At 51.4% G+C, this 18400-nt stretch carries 14 protein-coding genes; 13 read left to right on the top strand and 1 reads right to left on the bottom strand.

Annotation, left to right across the window (positions count from 1 at the left end):
- The first annotated feature begins 440 nt into the window (after positions 1 to 440).
- From gltB to tsaD, 8 genes are all read left to right on the top strand, one after another.
- Positions 441 to 5042 carry a glutamate synthase large subunit gene (gltB, locus tag M1D61_RS16785; RefSeq protein ID WP_458119767.1) on the top strand — a complete coding sequence of 1534 codons (4602 nt, stop codon included), beginning with the start codon at positions 441 to 443 and terminating at the stop codon, positions 5040 to 5042.
- A 499-nt stretch (positions 5043 to 5541) separates the two neighbouring features.
- The gene (locus M1D61_RS16780) at positions 5542 to 6513 is read left to right on the top strand and encodes an ABC transporter ATP-binding protein (RefSeq protein ID WP_458122541.1); all 972 of its coding nucleotides are present in this window, start codon (positions 5542 to 5544) and stop codon (positions 6511 to 6513) included.
- On the top strand, positions 6506 to 7282 hold the full coding sequence (locus M1D61_RS16775; RefSeq protein ID WP_458119766.1) for an ABC transporter permease: 777 nt from the start codon (positions 6506 to 6508) through the stop codon (positions 7280 to 7282). Before M1D61_RS16780 ends, M1D61_RS16775 begins: the two co-directional genes overlap by 8 nt.
- 323 nt (positions 7283 to 7605) lie before the next feature.
- Complete coding sequence (cls, locus tag M1D61_RS16770; protein WP_458119765.1) at positions 7606 to 9036, top strand: cardiolipin synthase; 1431 nt, start codon at positions 7606 to 7608, stop codon at positions 9034 to 9036.
- Positions 9037 to 9250: 214 nt separating this feature from the next.
- A complete protein-coding gene (gene tsaE / locus M1D61_RS16765; RefSeq protein ID WP_458119764.1) occupies positions 9251 to 9745 on the top strand; it encodes a tRNA (adenosine(37)-N6)-threonylcarbamoyltransferase complex ATPase subunit type 1 TsaE in 495 nt (164 codons plus the stop codon).
- Positions 9745 to 10584, top strand: a complete 840-nt coding sequence (gene tsaB, locus M1D61_RS16760; RefSeq protein ID WP_458119763.1) for a tRNA (adenosine(37)-N6)-threonylcarbamoyltransferase complex dimerization subunit type 1 TsaB — start codon at positions 9745 to 9747, stop codon at positions 10582 to 10584. The genes tsaE and tsaB overlap by 1 nt, the downstream gene beginning before the upstream one ends.
- Before the next feature lie 65 nt (positions 10585 to 10649).
- Entirely contained in the window at positions 10650 to 11120 is a 471-nt protein-coding gene (gene rimI / locus M1D61_RS16755; protein WP_458122540.1) for a ribosomal protein S18-alanine N-acetyltransferase, read from the top strand.
- The gene (gene tsaD / locus M1D61_RS16750) at positions 11117 to 12178 is read left to right on the top strand and encodes a tRNA (adenosine(37)-N6)-threonylcarbamoyltransferase complex transferase subunit TsaD (protein ID WP_458119762.1); all 1062 of its coding nucleotides are present in this window, start codon (positions 11117 to 11119) and stop codon (positions 12176 to 12178) included. Before rimI ends, tsaD begins: the two co-directional genes overlap by 4 nt.
- A 496-nt stretch (positions 12179 to 12674) precedes the next feature.
- Here tsaD and M1D61_RS16745 read toward each other — a convergent pair whose 3' ends face one another.
- Positions 12675 to 14612, bottom strand: coding sequence for an ABC-F family ATP-binding cassette domain-containing protein (locus tag M1D61_RS16745; protein ID WP_458119761.1), 1938 nt, complete (start codon positions 14610 to 14612; stop codon positions 12675 to 12677).
- Between the two features lie 440 nt (positions 14613 to 15052).
- On the opposite strand from M1D61_RS16745, the gene M1D61_RS16740 reads away from it, so the two are divergent.
- The 5 genes from M1D61_RS16740 to tatC all read left to right on the top strand — a co-directional run bounded on the left by M1D61_RS16740 (position 15053) and on the right by tatC (position 18231).
- Entirely contained in the window at positions 15053 to 15682 is a 630-nt protein-coding gene (locus M1D61_RS16740) for a 5-formyltetrahydrofolate cyclo-ligase (RefSeq protein ID WP_458119760.1), read from the top strand.
- 16 nt (positions 15683 to 15698) lie between these two features.
- Positions 15699 to 16238 (top strand): cyclic pyranopterin monophosphate synthase MoaC, encoded by a 540-nt coding sequence (gene moaC / locus M1D61_RS16735; RefSeq protein WP_046213089.1) that lies wholly within the window; start codon positions 15699 to 15701, stop codon positions 16236 to 16238.
- 45 nt (positions 16239 to 16283) lie between these two features.
- Entirely contained in the window at positions 16284 to 16781 is a 498-nt protein-coding gene (locus tag M1D61_RS16730; protein WP_458119759.1) for a MogA/MoaB family molybdenum cofactor biosynthesis protein, read from the top strand.
- 247 nt (positions 16782 to 17028) lie between these two features.
- The gene (gene tatA / locus M1D61_RS16725) at positions 17029 to 17262 is read left to right on the top strand and encodes a twin-arginine translocase TatA/TatE family subunit (protein WP_458119758.1); all 234 of its coding nucleotides are present in this window, start codon (positions 17029 to 17031) and stop codon (positions 17260 to 17262) included.
- Between the two features lie 213 nt (positions 17263 to 17475).
- Positions 17476 to 18231, top strand: coding sequence for a twin-arginine translocase subunit TatC (gene tatC / locus M1D61_RS16720; protein ID WP_458119757.1), 756 nt, complete (start codon positions 17476 to 17478; stop codon positions 18229 to 18231).
- Positions 18232 to 18400 lie beyond the last annotated feature (169 nt).

Genomic DNA, 18400 nt, shown 5'->3' with positions numbered 1-18400 from the left:
GCAATATCTGTATACGCTAAACAAACTGAATATAATATTAAATAAAATGCATCATTATACAGTATAATCTATTGTACTACGTTATCACGCTAATGCTTTGACGCAAAATAATAATTTATCGGAGATATAAAAAGTTTGAATTGCTATGACGTGAGCTCAGTGTTAAAATGTATAAAACCCATTAGGTTACAACGATATCACATAAGCTGAGTAAGTCGCTTGAATCCATAAGTGGATAATTATTCTTCCAATGTCTCTTCTGAACCTTATATTCAAATAGGCTGCTTCCATTACATTCGAATTTGCAGAGATGTATATCCCGATGAATGGAAAGAGCAGTCTGTTTTGTATACCCTATCCTTTAGCATCATTCTTCTTCGTATGGCCGTCCTCTGGCTCGTCTTCTGACAATTCACTTCATAATAGAAAGGTTGCGTATTATGAACATTACAGGTTTACCTCCGAAGCAGGGTCTATATGATCCGCAGTTTGAAAAAGATGCCTGCGGTATGGGATTTACCGCACATATCAAAGGAATACCTAGTCACCAGATTGTTAGTCAGGCACTCACGATGCTAGAAAATATGGAGCACCGCGGCGGTCAGGGCAGTGAACCGAATTCCGGTGACGGAGCCGGCATTATGGTACAGATCCCGCACCGTTTTTTTGTTAGGGAAGCACAGGCGAATGGTTTTGAACTGCCCGCAAAGGGTCAGTACGGTGTGGCGATTGTGTTCCTATCCCGTGATGAAGAGCTGCGCAGCCGTCATGAAGCTGTGCTAAAAAGCATTATCGAGCAGGAAGGTCAGGTATACCTCGGAGCACGGACCGTTCCGACGGATGACAGCACGCTCGGCAAGTCGGCCAAGGATGCCAAGCCGGTTGTACGCCAGTTCTTTATCGGACGCAGTGAAGCATTACAGAGTCAGGATGAGCTGGCATTTGAACGCAAACTGTATGTCATTCGTCGTCTGGCCGAGCGTCATATCCGTTATGCTGAAGAAGCAGGAGGAGAGACATTCTACATTCCGAGTCTGTCCTGCCGCAAGGTGGTCTACAAGGGAATGCTGACGACGGCTCAGGTAGGCGATTTCTACCTGGATCTGCGTGATGAAGAGTTCGAATCGGCCATGGCGCTTGTTCACTCCCGTTTCAGTACCAACACATTTCCCAGCTGGGATCGTGCCCATCCGTATCGCTTTATGATCCACAACGGTGAAATCAATACGATGCGCGGTAATGTGAACTGGATGCATGCCCGTCAATCGCTGTTTGAGAGCGAAGTATTCGGTGAGGATATCGACAAGATCCGTCCGGTTATTAACCCGGATGGTTCGGATACGGCGATGTTTGATAACACGCTGGAGTTCCTGTATCTGAACGGCCGTTCCCTGCCGCATGTAGCGATGATGATGGTACCGGAGCCATGGAGCAACCATGACACCATGGATGAGAAGAAGAAGGCGTTTTACCAGTATCACAGCTGTTTGATGGAGCCGTGGGACGGACCTGCCGCAATGGCATTTACCGATGGCATTCAGATTGGCGCGATGCTTGACCGTAACGGTCTGCGCCCGGCACGTTATTATGTAACCAAGGATGACCGGATTATTCTGTCTTCCGAAGTCGGTGTGCTGGATATACCGGCAGAGGATATTTTATACAAAGACCGTCTGCGTCCAGGACGGATGCTGCTGATCGACACGCAGGAAGGCCGTATCATTTCCGACGAGGAAATCAAGGAAAAGATCGCTTCCGAGCAGCCGTATGCAGAGTGGCTGGAAGAGCATCTTATGAATCTGGATGAAGTTCCGGAAGCACCGGAAGCGATTCAGCCGGATCATGACAATGTACAGCAACTGCAATTGGCATTTGGTTATACGTTTGAAGAGCTGCGCAAAGTCATTGAACCGATGGCAACGACAGGAGCGGAAGCGATTGGCTCGATGGGCTATGATGCACCGTTGGCCGTACTGTCGGATCAGCCGCAGCGATTGTATAACTATTTCAAGCAAATGTTTGCCCAGGTTACGAATCCGCCGATCGATGCGATTCGTGAAGAGATCGTAACCTCGACAGCCACCGCGATCGGACCGGAGCGCAACCTGCTCGATCCGCAGCCGGAGAGCTGTCGTCAGATTATTTTGAATACACCGATTTTGTCCAATGAGGACTTTGCCAAGGTACGTCATGTACGCCGTCCGGGCTTCAAGGCGATGACGATTCCAATCTTCTTTGAGGCGTCCAAAGGTGCAGAAGGACTGCGTGCTGCACTGGTGAACCTGTGCGAAGCAGCGGATCGCGTTATTGCCAAGGGACATAATTTCCTGATTCTGTCCGATCGTGGAACGGACAAGGATAATGCAGCGATTCCAGCTCTGCTGGCAGTGGCTTGTCTGCATCACCATCTGATCCGCCAGGGCACACGTACACGGGTCAGTCTGCTGCTGGAATCCGGCGAGCCGCGTGATGTGCATCATTTTGCACTGCTGCTCGGCTACGGAATCAGTGCGGTCAATCCGTATCTGGCATTCGAAACGATGCAGGATATGATCAAGCAAGGACTGCTGCGTGGTATTTCCCACGAGAAAGCAGTCAAAAACTATATCAAAGCCGTGACCAAGGGTGTCGTGAAAATCCTGTCCAAAATGGGCATCTCGACAATTCAATCCTATCGCGGCGCACAGATCTTCGAAGCAGTTGGTCTGAAGCAGGATTTTGTGGATCAATACTTCACCTGGACGCCTTCCCGGATTGGCGGGATCGGTCTGGAAGAAGTGGCTCAGGAAGCTCTGTCACAGCATACCCGTGCCTTTACGGATAAAGACGGCAATGACCGTGTGCTGGATTCCGGCGGCGATTATCAGTGGCGCAATGATGGGGAACAGCATCTGTTCAACCCGCAGACGATTCACCTGCTGCAGCATTCCGTGCGCACAGGCGATTACAAGCTGTACAAAAAGTATGCTGCCCTGGTGGAAGGCGAGAACGAACAGCGCCTGACCCTGCGCTCCATGCTGCAGTTCAAGCCAAACGGTGCACCGATTCCACTCGAAGAGGTAGAGCCGATCGAATCGATCATGCGGCGCTTCAAGACCGGTGCCATGTCCTTTGGTTCGATCAGCAAGGAAGCGCATGAGAGTCTGGCGATTGCGATGAACCGGATCGGCGGCAAGAGCAATACCGGTGAGGGCGGCGAAGATCCTGCCCGCTTCGTACCGGATGCCAATGGCGATTCCCGCCGCAGTGCGATCAAGCAGGTCGCTTCCGGACGGTTTGGCGTTACGTCCAACTATCTGGTGAATGCCGATGAAATTCAAATCAAGATGGCCCAGGGTGCCAAGCCGGGCGAAGGCGGACAGCTGCCGGGCCGTAAAGTATATCCATGGGTAGCGGAAGTGCGTGGTTCCACGCCGGGTGTAGGCCTGATCTCACCGCCGCCGCACCATGACATTTATTCCATCGAGGATTTGGCCGAACTGATCTATGATCTCAAAAATGCCAATCCTCGTGCAGCCATCAACGTGAAGCTCGTATCCGAAGTCGGTGTCGGCACAATCGCTGCCGGTGTTGCCAAAGGACGTGCAGATATTATCCTTGTCAGCGGTTATGACGGCGGTACAGGTGCTTCTCCGCAGGGTTCGATCCGTCATGCGGGTCTGCCGTGGGAGCTTGGACTGGCCGAGACCCAGCAGACGCTGATCATGAACAATCTGCGCGACCGTGTCGTACTGGAGACGGATGGCAAAATGCTGAGCGGACGCGATCTTGCTGTCGCAGCACTGCTCGGTGCCGAAGAGTATGGATTCTCCACTGCACCGCTCGTTACGCTCGGCTGTATCATGATGCGTGTCTGTCAGATGGACACCTGTCCGGTTGGCGTGGCGACGCAAAACCCGGAACTACGCAAGAACTTTACCGGCGATCCGGAGCATGTGGTTAACTTCATGAAGTTTGTCGCAGAGGATCTGCGCGAGATTATGGCCGAGCTGGGCTTCCGTACCGTACAGGAAATGGTAGGCCGCATGGATTGTCTCGATGCAGCGAACGCGGCAGATCACTGGAAGAAAAAAGGACTGGATCTGTCTGTCCTGCTGCATGAGCCGAAGCTTCCGGAAGGCAGCGAACGCTTCAACGTACAGCAGCAGAATCACCAGCTGGAAGAGACGCTCGATATGCAGCAGCTGCTTCCACTGGCAGCCCCTGCGCTGGAAAACGGCAGCCGTGTACAAGCGGAACTGGCGATTTGTAACGTCAACCGGGCGACCGGAACCATTCTTGGCAGCGAAGTGACCCGTAAATACGGTGCAGCCGGTCTGCCGGAAGATACGATTACCTTTAGCTTCAAAGGCTCGGCAGGTCAGAGCTTTGGTGCATTTGTGCCGAAGGGCATGACGCTCAAGGTCGAAGGAGATTGTAATGACTATGTCGGTAAAGGACTGTCCGGGGGCAAGATCATCGTGAAGCCGGATGCCCGGGCTACCTTTGCCGCCGAAGAAAATATCATTATCGGTAATACCGCGCTGTATGGAGCCACAAGCGGTGAAGCATATATCAACGGGATTGCAGGCGAACGGTTTGCCGTTCGGAACTCCGGTGCGAATATCGTTGTTGAAGGCACAGGCGATCATGGCTGTGAATATATGACCGGTGGACGTGTCGTTGTACTCGGTACAACCGGCCGTAACTTTGCCGCAGGGATGTCCGGCGGTGTCGCCTATGTACTCGATCCGAGTCATGACTTTGTCGGCCGCTGCAATCTGGAGATGGTCCTGCTGGAGTCGCTGGAGGAACCGGAAGAACTCGAAGAAGTGCGTGCACTGATCGAGCGTCATGTTCAATATACCGGCAGCCAGGCAGGACAGCGAGTACTGGAAGATTGGGAACATCAATCCCAGGATTTCGTTCGCGTCATTCCAAAAGACTACAAACGGATGACCGAACAAATCCGCAAAGTTCACGAAAGCGGTCTGACCGGCGAAGCGGCACTGCTCGCTGCCTTTGAAGCCAATATGCGTGAACTGGCCCGTTCCGGTGCGTAGTCTGCTTGCAGGTATCATGATGCTGCTGGCTATCTTTGATATTATGGAATAGTACCATTTGGAACAGCAGCGTTTAATATAACGTTTATCCTTAACAAGTAACCCGTATAATCCACCGGGAGTGTCCGGATGGTCCGTTTCTGTAAGCCGCAGGTTTACGGTCGGACCACCCAACGCTCTCGGCGGATCGCCGGGTTCTTTTTTTATTGTCAGGGCAGTGTTACAATGATAACGCCTGACGCCGGAGTCCTCCGGAACAGTGCATCAGGTGCAACCATACATAGGAACCAGAATAGCAGAGGTCAACGAGCATCACACAACAAACAGAAAAACGAAAACGACAAGCAGCAAGCAGGCAGAAATAGCCAGCCTACTATCAACCAATCTACCGAAAGAAAGGAGCTTCATAATTATGGATAAGCTCTCAACAAATGATCCATCCGGTACACCGACATCTTCGGGATCAGCGGCGCCTTCGCAATCGCCTGCGTCCCCGGCAATGCCAGCCAGCGATAATACCCGGCTGGATGCCGTCCTGCCGGCAGGCAGCGATCTGCCGGTCGTGCAGTTCCGCGGAGTGACCAAGAAAATCGGCTCCAAGACCATTATTGATAATCTGACGCTGGATGTGCCAAGAGGACGGGTATTCGGTTTTCTCGGCCCTAACGGTTCAGGCAAGACGACCACGATCCGCATGCTGGTCGGTCTGATGTCGATCACCTCGGGCGATATTCTGATCGAAGGCCAGAATATCCGCACCCATTTTGAGGAAGCGATCGCCAAGGTCGGTGCCATTGTAGAAAATCCGGAAATGTACAAATACATGAGCGGCTATCAGAATCTGATGCAGTATGCCCGTATGTCACCGGGCATCGATAAGCAGCGGATCAGCGAAGTGGTTCAGTTTGTCGGTCTCGGTAATAGGATCTATGACAAGGTCAGCACCTATTCTCTCGGAATGCGTCAGCGTCTTGGTGTTGCACAGGCGCTGCTGCATCGTCCCCGTCTGCTGGTACTAGATGAACCGACCAACGGACTGGATCCGCAGGGAATCCGTGAGTTGCGCGATTACTTACGCGCACTCAGCCGGGAGGAAGGCACGACCGTCTTTGTCTCCAGTCATCTGCTGTCCGAAATGGAACTGATGTGCGATACCGTCGCTGTAATAAATGGCGGCCGTCTCGTGGATGTGCGTCATCTGGATCATGCTTCTCATCCATCCGCCGCTTCGGCTTCAGCCAAGCTGATGGTTCGGTTTGAGACGGATCAGCCGGAGCTGGCTGCACGGATCGGCGGAGGCGGACAGGTGAGCGGCAGCAGCTGGAGTATTGCTGCAGACCGTCAGGAGATTGCCCGGTTGAATGCGCTGCTGGTACAAAATGGCATTGCCATCTACAGTATTACGCCGATCCGGGAGACGCTGGAAGACCAGTTCCTCGCGATGACGAGAGAGGGGGAGCGTCATGACTGATTTTATGCAATTGATCTGGAATGAGACGCTGAAGATTTATCTGCGGGTATCCACGTGGATTTTGCTTATTTTCCTGGTTGTCTTCTCACCGCTGATGCTGCTGCTGATGAATCTGGGTGACTTCCCGTTTGGTGCCGAGCAGGCGGTGGAGCAATCGTTTGCGATGTATTTCCTGGTTATTCTGTTTTCGCTCATTATCGCTTCGGACTCGGTTGCCGGTGAGTTTGCGACCGGAACGATCAAGCTGCTGCTGATTCGTCCGTGGCAGCGCTGGAAGATTCTCGCTTCCAAGTTTCTGTCGGTAGCCTTGTTCACACTGGTTCTGACGCTGCTGTTCCTGCTCGTGGTAACAGTGGTGGCGTATATTCTGTTCCCGTCGTCTCCATCCAGCCTGTTTGGGGATGGGGAGAGTAATCTGTTTCTGCTCGTGCTGTACAATTATATCCGAGCACTGATGCTGGCAGCTTTTGCATTTATGCTGTCTGCGCTATTCCGTTCGACAGCACTGGCGATTACGCTGGCAATTCTGCTGTATTTTGCAGGGAATATCATTACGCCGCTGCTTCAGGCTTTTCTGCAGCCCAAGGATTACTGGATTGTCAAAGTATTCCTGCCAGCCAATCTGGATCTGACCCAGTACATGAAGGATCCGAATGGAATGTTCGGAGTCACATCACTTGGCTGGTCGCTGCTGGTGCTGGCTGTCTACTTTGTGATTTTTGTACTGATCGCCTGGTGGTCATTTACGAAGCGTGATGTGCGGGCATAATGGCGGCTGTCTAAGCTTGAACTAAGCTCTATAACGATAATGATAAGCATGAATCCTTGTACAAGGCGTCCTTCCGGCAGGAAGGGCGTTTTTTCCTATCACTGTCAGCGGTGATACCCTGTACTCTCGCAGATATTTCCTCTCCTGTCCTGCCCCAAATAATCGAATATGTCATATGGAATATTTTACAAGGGTACGGATTGAATCAGTTCGGTTATGCTGTGGTTATATGAATAACAGTACAATTGTCGCTAAATAAGTACAGCATTTGATATTATTACGATTTGTATACTATTTTTATTTAGCCGGAAAGGAAGCGCAGCATGGTCTGGTTGTTTATTTTGTGCATCATTTTTATTTCCCAGATCGGTACGATTCTGGTATTGGAGTTCCGTTCACCGACCAAGGCGGTCGCCTGGATGTTTATTTCGTTTTGTGTTCCCTTTGTCGGGTTTGTGGTGTATTACTTTGTGGCGCGCAATTACCGCAGTCGGAGGACGATTCGCAAGAAAGGAACGATTATTTTCCGCGAGGTGCGCAGCAGGCTGTGGAAGCAGGCTGCTGTTATCCGCTCGGCTGAGGATATGGGCAACGAGGAGTTTCTGGCCCAGGGCCGTCTGTTCTCGCTGCTGTCCCATCTGACTGAGAACCCGATTACCTCATGCAGCCAGATTGATGTGCTGACCGATGGCGAAGCGACCTTTACAGCAATGCTGCAGGCACTGGAGCAGGCCCGGCATCATATCCACATCCAGTTTTACATCTTCCGGGATGATCAGATCGGCCGGAAGTTCACCGATATCCTTATCCGCAAAGCGCAGTCCGGCGTCAAAGTACGCATGATGTGCGACGGACTGGGCAGCTATCATCTCAAGCATACCTTTGTAAAAAAACTCAAGGCTGCAGGTGTGGAATTTTACTTTTTCCTGCCGCCATTCACCTCTTTTATCCAGCGTGAAGTCAATTACCGCAATCACCGCAAAATTCTGGTGATCGATGGGGAAGTTGGTTTTATCGGCGGGCTGAATATCGGGGATGATTATCTGGGACTGGACCCGAATCTGGGGTACTGGCGGGATACGCATCTGGAAGTCCGCGGCGATACGGTATACTTTTTGCAGATCGTATTTCTGGAAGACTGGGAATTTGCTTCCGGTCAGCGGATTACCGATCCTGTCTATTTCCCGGAGCATCAGTGTGCCGGACGTGAACGGGCGCTGATTGTGGCGAGTGGACCGGATCGTAACTGGAATGCGATTCAGGAAATGTGCTTTAGCGCACTGGCTGTTGCCAAGCGGCGCATCTGCATTACTACGCCATATTTTATCCCTGATCAGAGCATCTATGCCGCGATCAAGACGGCAGCGGTGAGCGGAGTGCAGGTGGATATTATTATTCCCAAAATCTCTGATTCCCAGATTGTGCAGTATGCTTCGCTCTCCTATATCGAGGAACTGATGAGAGTGGGCGTACGGATTCACCAGTATGAAAAAGGATTCGTTCATGCCAAAGTGATGATCATCGATGATCTGCTGGCATCGGTCGGTACCGCCAATATGGATATGCGCAGCTTTTACAGCAATTTTGAGCTGTCTGCCATTTTGTTTGAACAAGAGACGATTGAGCGTCTGATGCAGGATTTTACCCGCGATCTGCAGGAGAGCAGCCGGATCAATTATCATGAATTTATCCGCCGTTCCCGTGTGCAGAAGACGATGGAGACACTGTCCCGGATGCTGTCACCGCTGCTCTAAGCAGATCTGTCTTTTACCTGATCAAACAACCTCACAAAAAACAACAGAGCGGCCTAAGCGGCAGTGGAATATGATATAATCTCTGTAACAGCCTGCTTGCCGCAGAGTGATAACCCGGCGGTGGGACAGGATTGCCGGCTGTATCGGCACAAGATTATGGATAGAAAGCGAAATCGGCGCGGACATATTCCCGTCCTTCGCAATGGAGGCAATTATGGCGAATCAGAAGCCACAACAGGATTACGAATACCGGAGCCATAACCTGGAGGAAACGGAGCGGCTGGCGGCCTTTTTGGCGCAGCGCGCGATGCCGGGTACGATGATTACACTCGATGGGGATCTGGGAGCCGGCAAGACACATTTTTCCAAGGCATTTGCCCGTCATCTCGGTGTCCCGGGAATGGTGAACAGCCCTACATTTACCATTATCAAAGAGTATCAAGGACGCATGCCTTTTTACCATATGGATGTATATCGGATCAGCGAAGCGGAAGCGGCTGACCTGGGGTTGGATGAATACTTTTTCGGTGAAGGCGCGACCCTGGTCGAGTGGTCGAGCCGGATTGAAGATCTGCTGCCGGAGGATCGGCTAGCCATAGAGATTACCGTAAATGAAGATGACAGCCGTACGATCACCTGCACTGGTTATGGGGAACCCTATACCGGATGGTGCCGGGAGCTAATACAGAATGGAGTCAGTGACAATTGATGAATGAAATGAACAGACAACCGCGCAAGCGGTTTTTGGTTTTGGATACAGCGACTGCGGCGCAGGCCGTAGCCGTAATGGAAGAAGATCGGGTGCTTGCGGCACATAGCAGTGATGCGGATCGTAATCATTCGGTAGGATTGATGAGCAGCATTACGAGCCTGCTGGAGCAGACCGGTACTGCGCGTCAGCAGCTGGACGGGATTGCGGTAGGGATTGGACCGGGTTCCTACACTGGTATCCGGATTGCCGTTACCACCGCCAAGACACTGGCATGGGCACTCAAGCTGCCGGTTGCCGGATTCTCCAGCCTGGCGGCACTTGCACTGAGCGGTTACCATACAGGCTCCAATACAGCAGGAAATGATGCTGTGCAGACTATGGATGATACGAAGCAGCAGGATACATTTGCAAGTACGGCAACCACGTTGGACTGGGTCATTCCGCTGATCGACGCACGTCGTGCACAGGTCTATACCGGACTGTTCCGAATGAGTGCAGCTGAGCAGCTGCCGCAGCAGATGCAGGATGATCGGATTATCCTGATGGAAGAGTGGATGCAGCGGATTGGCGAATATTATGAATCCCTGCCGGACGATCAGCGTCCACAACGCATTCTGATTGTCGGAGAGACAACCAATCATATCGAACGTGCAGAGCGGCTGCGTACCATTGTGGGAGATCGCCTGTATATCCGCTGCTGTGTACTGGAAGCGCAGCAGGCTGGACAGGTAGGCGCAGCACGTCTGCTGACCGGACAGAATGATCCGGTGCATACCCTGTTACCCAATTACACGCAGCTGTCGGAGGCGGAAGCCAATCTGCTGCGTCATTCCTAGAGAAAGGAAGTGCAGCTGTGGAATCACTATTCAGCCCTGGTGAGGAGCAAACAGCTCTTCGCAGGATGACGATTGAGGATCTTACAGAAATTATGGAAATTGAACATGAGGCGTTCACTCTTCCCTGGACCGAGGAAGCATTCCGCAATGAGCTAACGATGAATCATTTCGCCCGGTATCTAGTCATTGAGCTGGACGATCATATCGTAGGCTATGCAGGTATGTGGACGATTATGGATGAAGCCCATGTTACCAATATTGCGATCCGGGAGACGTACCGCGGACGCAAACTGGGGCAACAGTTGCTGCTCCGGCTGATGGACTGGGCCGTCGAACTGGGTATGGTGCGGATGACCCTGGAAGTGCGGGTGACCAATGATCCGGCACAGCATCTGTACCGCAAGCTGGGCTTCACCGATGCAGGCGTACGCAAAGGCTATTACTCGGACAATAATGAAGATGCACTCATTATGTGGTGCGAGCTTCCGAAGCAGAGAGAGTACGGAAATATGGAAGGAAGCGTGGATAATTTATGATAGAGCAGGAACACCAGCAGCAGGTGTGTAATATTCTCGCGGTCGAGACGAGCTGCGACGAGACCTCGGTCGCCATTGTACAGAATGGTAAAAAAGTACTGTCCAATTTGGTATCCAGCCAGATCGAGACGCACAAAGCATTTGGCGGTGTCGTACCGGAAGTGGCTTCCCGCAAGCATGTGGAAAGCATCACTCTGATGATCGAAGAGGCGATAGCCGAATCGGACTTGTCCCTGGAAGATATCTCGGCTGTCGCTGTTACCGAAGGACCGGGGCTTGTCGGTGCGCTGCTTGTCGGCATCATGGCAGCCAAAAGTCTGGCTTTTGCGCTGGATAAACCGCTGATCGGTACCCATCATATCGCCGGTCATATTTATGCGAATAATCTGGTGGCGGATATACAGTATCCGTCTTTGGCTTTGGTCGTATCCGGCGGACATACCGAGCTGGTACTGCTGGAGCGTGAAGGCCAGTTCAAGCTGATTGGCAGCACCCGCGACGATGCGGTTGGCGAAGCGTATGATAAGGTGGCACGTGCCCTCGGATTCCCTTATCCAGGCGGTCCTTACGTGGACAATCTGGCGATGGAAGCATCGTCTGCAATAGATTTGCCGCGCGCCTGGCTGGAGCCGGGATCGTATGATTTCAGTCTTAGTGGCCTAAAATCAGCAGTGCTGAATGTCGTCAACCAGAAGAAGATGCGGGGCGAAGAACCGATGACTGCCGAGATCGCACGCGGATTCCAGGAATCGGTCGTTGAAGTGCTGGTAGAAAAGGCGATTCGTGCCGTGCGAGCGTACGGCGTGCGTCAGCTGCTGCTGTGCGGCGGTGTAGCCGTCAACAAAGGGCTGCGCAAAACACTGACAGAGCGGTGTACACGTGAGCAGATTGAGCTGCTCATCCCACCATTTGAATATTGCACCGATAATGCAGCGATGATCGGAGCTGCTGCCTATCTCAAGTGGAAGACCGGGGAGTTCTCCGGACTGGACATCAAGGGCGATCCGTCCCTGTCGCTGGAGAAATGGTCGGTAGCCGGCTCGCCGCAGATGGGCTGACGATCCAGGATCTGTTTGCATTTATGAAATAAACCAAAAGGCTGTTCCCCGCAGTGGATGCACTCGGTGGGAACAGCCTTTTTTATCGGTATAAAGAGGGAATATTGCTACCTTATAGAAAATAATGGGTTTTACAATATACAGCATGAGCCAATCATTCTGTCAAGATGTTAACAAGGTTATCCACATATCCCCTGCAAACTGTGTATAAGATTAGAATTTGGCGCTACATTAACCTTTTTGCCAAATATGAAACAGGGGATAGAAGATAACCATAATTATCACCAAATCTGTGGACAATGTGCATAACTCGGTGGATAAATATGGATAAAAGTGAAAAGGGCCGATTTATCAGCGAAAATCCATCGGAATCATCCATATTTTTCCGTTGATAACCCTGCCCAATTGTGGATAAACCTGTTTACAAAATTAGATGGCTCTTCTTACAAAAAAGATAAAGAGTTTTACAAATTCATGGACAGGTATTGACAGCTGCCTATTCAGCCGCAAGGTTTTCCCATTCCTCATAAGCTTCTTCCAGTGCCTGCTGATGCCGGGCAATCTCTTCCTGACGGGACTGCACAGCCTCATAATCCTGATAAACCTCAGGCAGGGTCAGCTGCTCTTCCAGCTCGGAGATCCGTTCTTCCCAGCCGGCGATATCCACTTCCAGCTGCTCCAGCCGGCGTTTGCGGTTGCGTTCTTCACGCTTGGCCTGTTTGCCTTCTTCGTAGGAATTGGCAGGTATACCGGCAGCAGCGGCAGTCGATGCATTCTTGGCCTGTACAGCGGCAGCCGCTTCTTCGGCGAGTTCCTTGAGCTCCTGCTTTTTGGCGGTATAATCATCAAAGTTACCGAGATAAGTCGTCAGCCCATCCGGACGCAGCTCCAGAATACGTTCCGCCATTTTATTGAGGAAATAACGGTCATGGGAAATGAACAGCAGTGTGCCTTCATAATCCATAAGCGCCGACTCCAGTACTTCCTTGCTCATCAGATCGAGATGGTTGGTAGGCTCATCGAGAATAAGTACATTGGCTTCGAGCAGCATCAGTTTGGTCAGGGAAACACGTGCTTTCTCGCCGCCGCTGAGTGCGGATACCTTTTTCAGCACATCCTCGCCGCTGAACAGGAAGTTGCCCAGTACCGTACGAATGCGCACTTCCTCCAGATGAGGGAAGCTGCCCCATACTTCTTCCAGTACCGTGTTATTCGGATTGAGATGTCCCTGTTCCTGATCATAGTAACCGATCTTGGTCTTGGCACCCCATTCGATCTTGCCGGCATCCGGAGGGTGATCGCCAATCAGGGATTTGAGCAGTGTCGTCTTGCCTGTACCGTTGGGACCGATCAGCGCGACCATATCGCCCCGCCACAGTTCAAAGGAAATCGGATCGAACAACCGCTGCTTGTCTTCATATGACAGTGTCAGATTGTGTACACGCAGCACATCCTTGCCGGAGACAACGGAAGCGGTAAAGGAGAAGCTGGCTTTTTTGAGATCACCCTGCGGGCGATCCATCCGGTCCATTTTCTCTAGTGCCCGGCGGCGGCTCTGAGCCCGCTTGGTCGTAGAGGCACGAACGATATTTTTCTGGATAAATTCTTCCATCTTGGCAATCTCGTCCTGCTGCTTGTCAAACTGTTTGACTGCTGTCTCGTACTCGGCGGCCTTGATATCAATATAACGGCTGTAGTTACCGGTGTAGCGCTTGGAACGATGGCGTTCGATCTCTACGATGCCGGTTACGAGACGGTCAAGGAAGTAGCGGTCATGCGAGACGACCAGCAGAGCACCGGAATAGGCACGCAGATAATCTTCCAGCCAGGCCAACGTATCGAGATCGAGATGGTTGGTCGGCTCATCGAGCATCAGCAGATCAGGAGCCTGCAGCAGAATGCGGGCAAGTGCGAGCCGGGTCTTCTGTCCGCCGCTGAGAGTGGATACCGGTGTATCCTGCGAGAATTCGGCAAAGCCCATTCCGTGCAGGATGCTGCGGATACGCGTCTCCATCTCATAACCGCCGCGCTCACGGAACCAGTCGGACCGCTGGGCATAACGTTCCAACAGATCGGCATAGGCTTTCTCATCACTCATGCGCTCCGGATCGGCAATCTGCTGTTCCATGGTGCGCAGTTCCTGCTCTGTCTCGATCAGATCGGCATACACCGAACGCATTTCTTCTCCAATCGTGCTGCCGTGATGCAATCCGCTGTTCTGTGCCAGATAGCCGAGTGTCAGTTCTTTGCTGCGAAATACCTGTCCGCTGTCATAAGACATTTCACCAGCCAGTATTTTGAGCAGGGTAGACTTGCCGGCGCCGTTGACACCGACGAGACCGATTCGTTCCCTTTCTTCAATTTGCAGGTTAATTCCGTCGAGAATTGGGGTAATGCCGTATAGTTTGGTAATGCCGCTCGCCTGTAATAACATCTATGATCATCCTTCCAAGCGTCTGAATCCCAGACGCGAACGTAATGTAATTGTAGTCATAAGCTGTGCGGCGATAAGCAGGAGTATGGTCATTGATTGACCTGGGATTACTGACTGCCGTCACATGCCGTTTATCATTGTCGTTTATTACTGTAAAGTAAACCTATTTGACCTTCTTAGAGAGGGTGGATCTTCTTCAGGCAGTTTATCATGCCATTTATTGTGCAGGAAAGGTCTGTCTATGTCCGAGACCATCCTATTCAGTGTACATGAAACCGCGTTATTTTGCATGGCTTATTCCTTTTGCGGCGGACGGTTACGATACTGTAAATGATGGAAAGGGAAATTGGTTTTTTGACAGGAAAGTGTTACACTGTCAATATGAGTGACTCAGGCCTACTATCCGGTCAAGCAGCCTGATCTGCAGAAGGAGGTAGTTGATGGATTTTACTTCTGGGAAATCTCTTTTGCGCAAGCAGCTCAAACAGCGGCGTCTGGATATGGACCCCGCACAGAGAATCAAAGAATCGGCAGCTATTTGCACTGCCGCTGAGTCATATATAGAACGATTACGTACGACAACCGACAAGTCCGCTATTACTCTATTCAGCTATCTGGCCTATCGGGATGAGCCGGATACACTGCCGCTGCTCGATTACTGCTGGCAGCAGGGCGACACGGTATTGGTCCCACGCATTGATCCTCGGCACCAGGGTGTTTTCCATTTGCATCGTATCGATTCGATTACCGATGTGAAACCCGGCGCTTACGGGATTCCCGAGCCGGCTGATGGACTGCCGGCCTTTCCGCCAGAGCAGTGGCAGGAGATTGACCTGGTCATTGTGCCAGGACTCGGATATGACCGATATGGCAATCGGATCGGCTATGGTGGCGGATACTATGACCGGTTTATGCACAAGTTAACAGTATCATCCAAACGGCGTCCATTATTGGGGGCTTTTGCTTTTGAAACGCAGATGGTGCCTTCCATTCCGATGGAGCCGCATGATTTTCGGATCGATATTTTATTTACAGCTTCGGGCTACCGGTATACGGAGCAGCAGGTCTAGGGAAAGTTGGGATCGAATGAGCAATCAGGAAAATGAACAATACGAAGGGCTGCCGGTATCTGCAGGCAAACTGACTCATTTTAATGAGCAGGGACGTGCACGTATGGTGGATATCTCCGGCAAGCAGAGCACGGTCAGAAAAGCAGTTGCTGCGACCCGCGTCATCATGAAGCCGGATACACTGGCTGCGATCAAAGCAGGCCAGGTCGGCAAGGGAGATGTATTGGCTGTCGCCCAGGTGGCAGGTATTCAGGCGGCCAAGCGTACGTCGGACTGGATTCCGATGTGTCATCCGCTGCCGTTGACCGGCATCAATATTACCTTTGAAGATAACGACCAGGATGAGTTGTACATCGAAGTCGAAGTCAAGACCGAAGGCAAAACCGGTGTGGAGATGGAAGCATTGACAGCGGCATCGGCTGTCGCATTGACCGTCTACGATATGTGCAAAGCGCTGCAAAAAGATATGATTATCGGTCCAACACGGCTGCTGTCCAAAAGTGGAGGCAAAAGCGGCGACTATACGATAGATTCAGAGGCAGCACAGAGAGAATAGAGTACACAGAACAGGGATTGGTATAGAGATAGGGAGGGTGAGCGTATGGTTTGGAGAACGGCTATTCTCACAGCCAGCGATAAAGGAGCGCGCGGAGAGCGTGAAGATACAAGCGCACAGGTCATCCGTGAACTGGTCGAAGAGGAACTGGGCGGCAAGATTGTGGAGTACCGTGTTGTACCGGATGAGCCGGATGAGATTATTGCTGCACTGATTGAAATGACAGAATATTTTAATGCCGACCTGATCCTGACGACAGGCGGTACCGAGCTGGCTCAGCGGGATGTAACACCGGAAGCGACACGTCGTGTCATCCAGCGGGAAGTACCGGGAATGGCGGAAGCCATGCGTGCTACCGTTATGCAGAAAAACCGTTCAGCTATGCTGTTCCGTGGTATTTGCGGTATTCGTGAACGTAGTCTGATCGTCAATTTGCCGGGCTCGCCCAAAGGGGTGCATGAGCATCTGGCTGCCATTATGGACCAGCTGCCGGAAGCGCTGCTGATGATTACCGGACAATTCAGTCCGAAGGATGAACGCTGATCGGATGTCTGTATGCGTTACAGTCGGATGCTTCTTCATGACGACTGCCGACAGGGATACGTTGGTATTGAAGCATAGATACGGAAGCTGCCAGGCCGCGAGGACAGGACCATCGCAATTTTTCGTCAAGGAAAATTGTGCTTTTTGTCGTGGAATGTAATCCAATAATGAATTCAAATGCGTAGCTATGCTATGATAGGAGAACAACAGGACCTGTTCCGGTTGGAGAATGAAGGAGGAGTTCCACATGTTTAATTCAATTGGTCCTACCGGTTTTATTTTGCTGATCATTCTTGCGCTGATTTTATTCGGTCCCAATAAGCTGCCGGAGCTGGGACGTGCCGTAGGCCGGACGTTCCGTGAGTTCAAGGAAGGCACACGCGATATGATGAAGGATGAGGACAAGACGGCTAAAGTTTCTAACGATTCCATTCAGAGTGCCGAAGTGGTACCGGAAGTTCGTCCGGAAGAGAAGCGTTAATTACATGTACTTAGTGCCTTAACCCTCCTTGCCGCGCGGCAGTCGGTATAGGCTGAACATAGACGGAGCTGCATGCCGCTCACCTCTGGATGGAGGATGAGAATCACTGTATCGGCCATGTTCCGAATCCCTTCCCCGGCGGAAGGGATTTTCTTTTCCCATTGTACAGGCTGCGGATCAGAACGGAAATACAGAATTGAATGGGGGAGAACGATGTCTGATTCCGAAAAAGATATGTCTCTGGTAGATCATCTGACCGAACTGAGACGGCGGCTGATTATTGTGATTGCGGTGCTGTTCCTTGGCTTGATTGCCGGTCTGCTGGTGGCGCAGCCAGTCTACCAGTATCTGGTCGCCGCAGAGACGGCCCGTCAGCTGGTATTCCATGTATTCTCGTTCTGGGATGGCATCGGGTTGTATATGAAGATCGCGATGGTCGTGGCGATTGCATTGACGCTGCCATGTGCTGTCTATCAGCTGTGGGCTTTTGTCAGTCCCGGGCTGCTGCCACATGAACGCAGGGCGGCAAGGCGGTATATTCCGTTTGTATTTGTGATGTTTCTGCTGGGTGTGATGTTTGCCTACTATATTATCTTCCCTATGGCCCTTGCCTTTACATCCAAGGTCACCCGCAGTATGGGACTGGAAGAGACGTATGGGGTCGTGCAGTATTTTACCTTTATGTCGAATATCGTATTCCCGGTAGCCGGTCTGTTCGAACTGCCGATCATCGTTATGTTCCTGACCACGATCCGGATTCTGACCCCGGCGCTGCTCGCCAAAATACGCAAACCGGCTTATTTTGTACTCGTCTTTGTGGCGGTAGTTATTACGCCGCCGGACTTTATCTCCGATATATTGGTTGCCATTCCGCTGCTCGTATTGTATGAGTTGAGTGTGATATTATCCAAGGTCGTCTACCGCAGGCAGCAGCGCAGGGATGCCGCACGGCTATTAGAAGAAATCTAATAATAATGACAAGTATTCTGTAGATAAAGGAGCCTTTGGATCAGGCATCCGGGCTTTCGCAGAATACTTTTTTTATTTCCATAAAAACACTATCTTTTTTGACGATAGGAGATTATAAATAGTAAATACGGGTCAGATGCAACTGTCGGAAAAACAGTAATATTGTTGA

The sequence above is a fragment of the Paenibacillus sp. Z6-24 genome, assembly GCF_054161335.1.
This window is presented reverse-complemented; position numbering and strand designations above follow the sequence as displayed.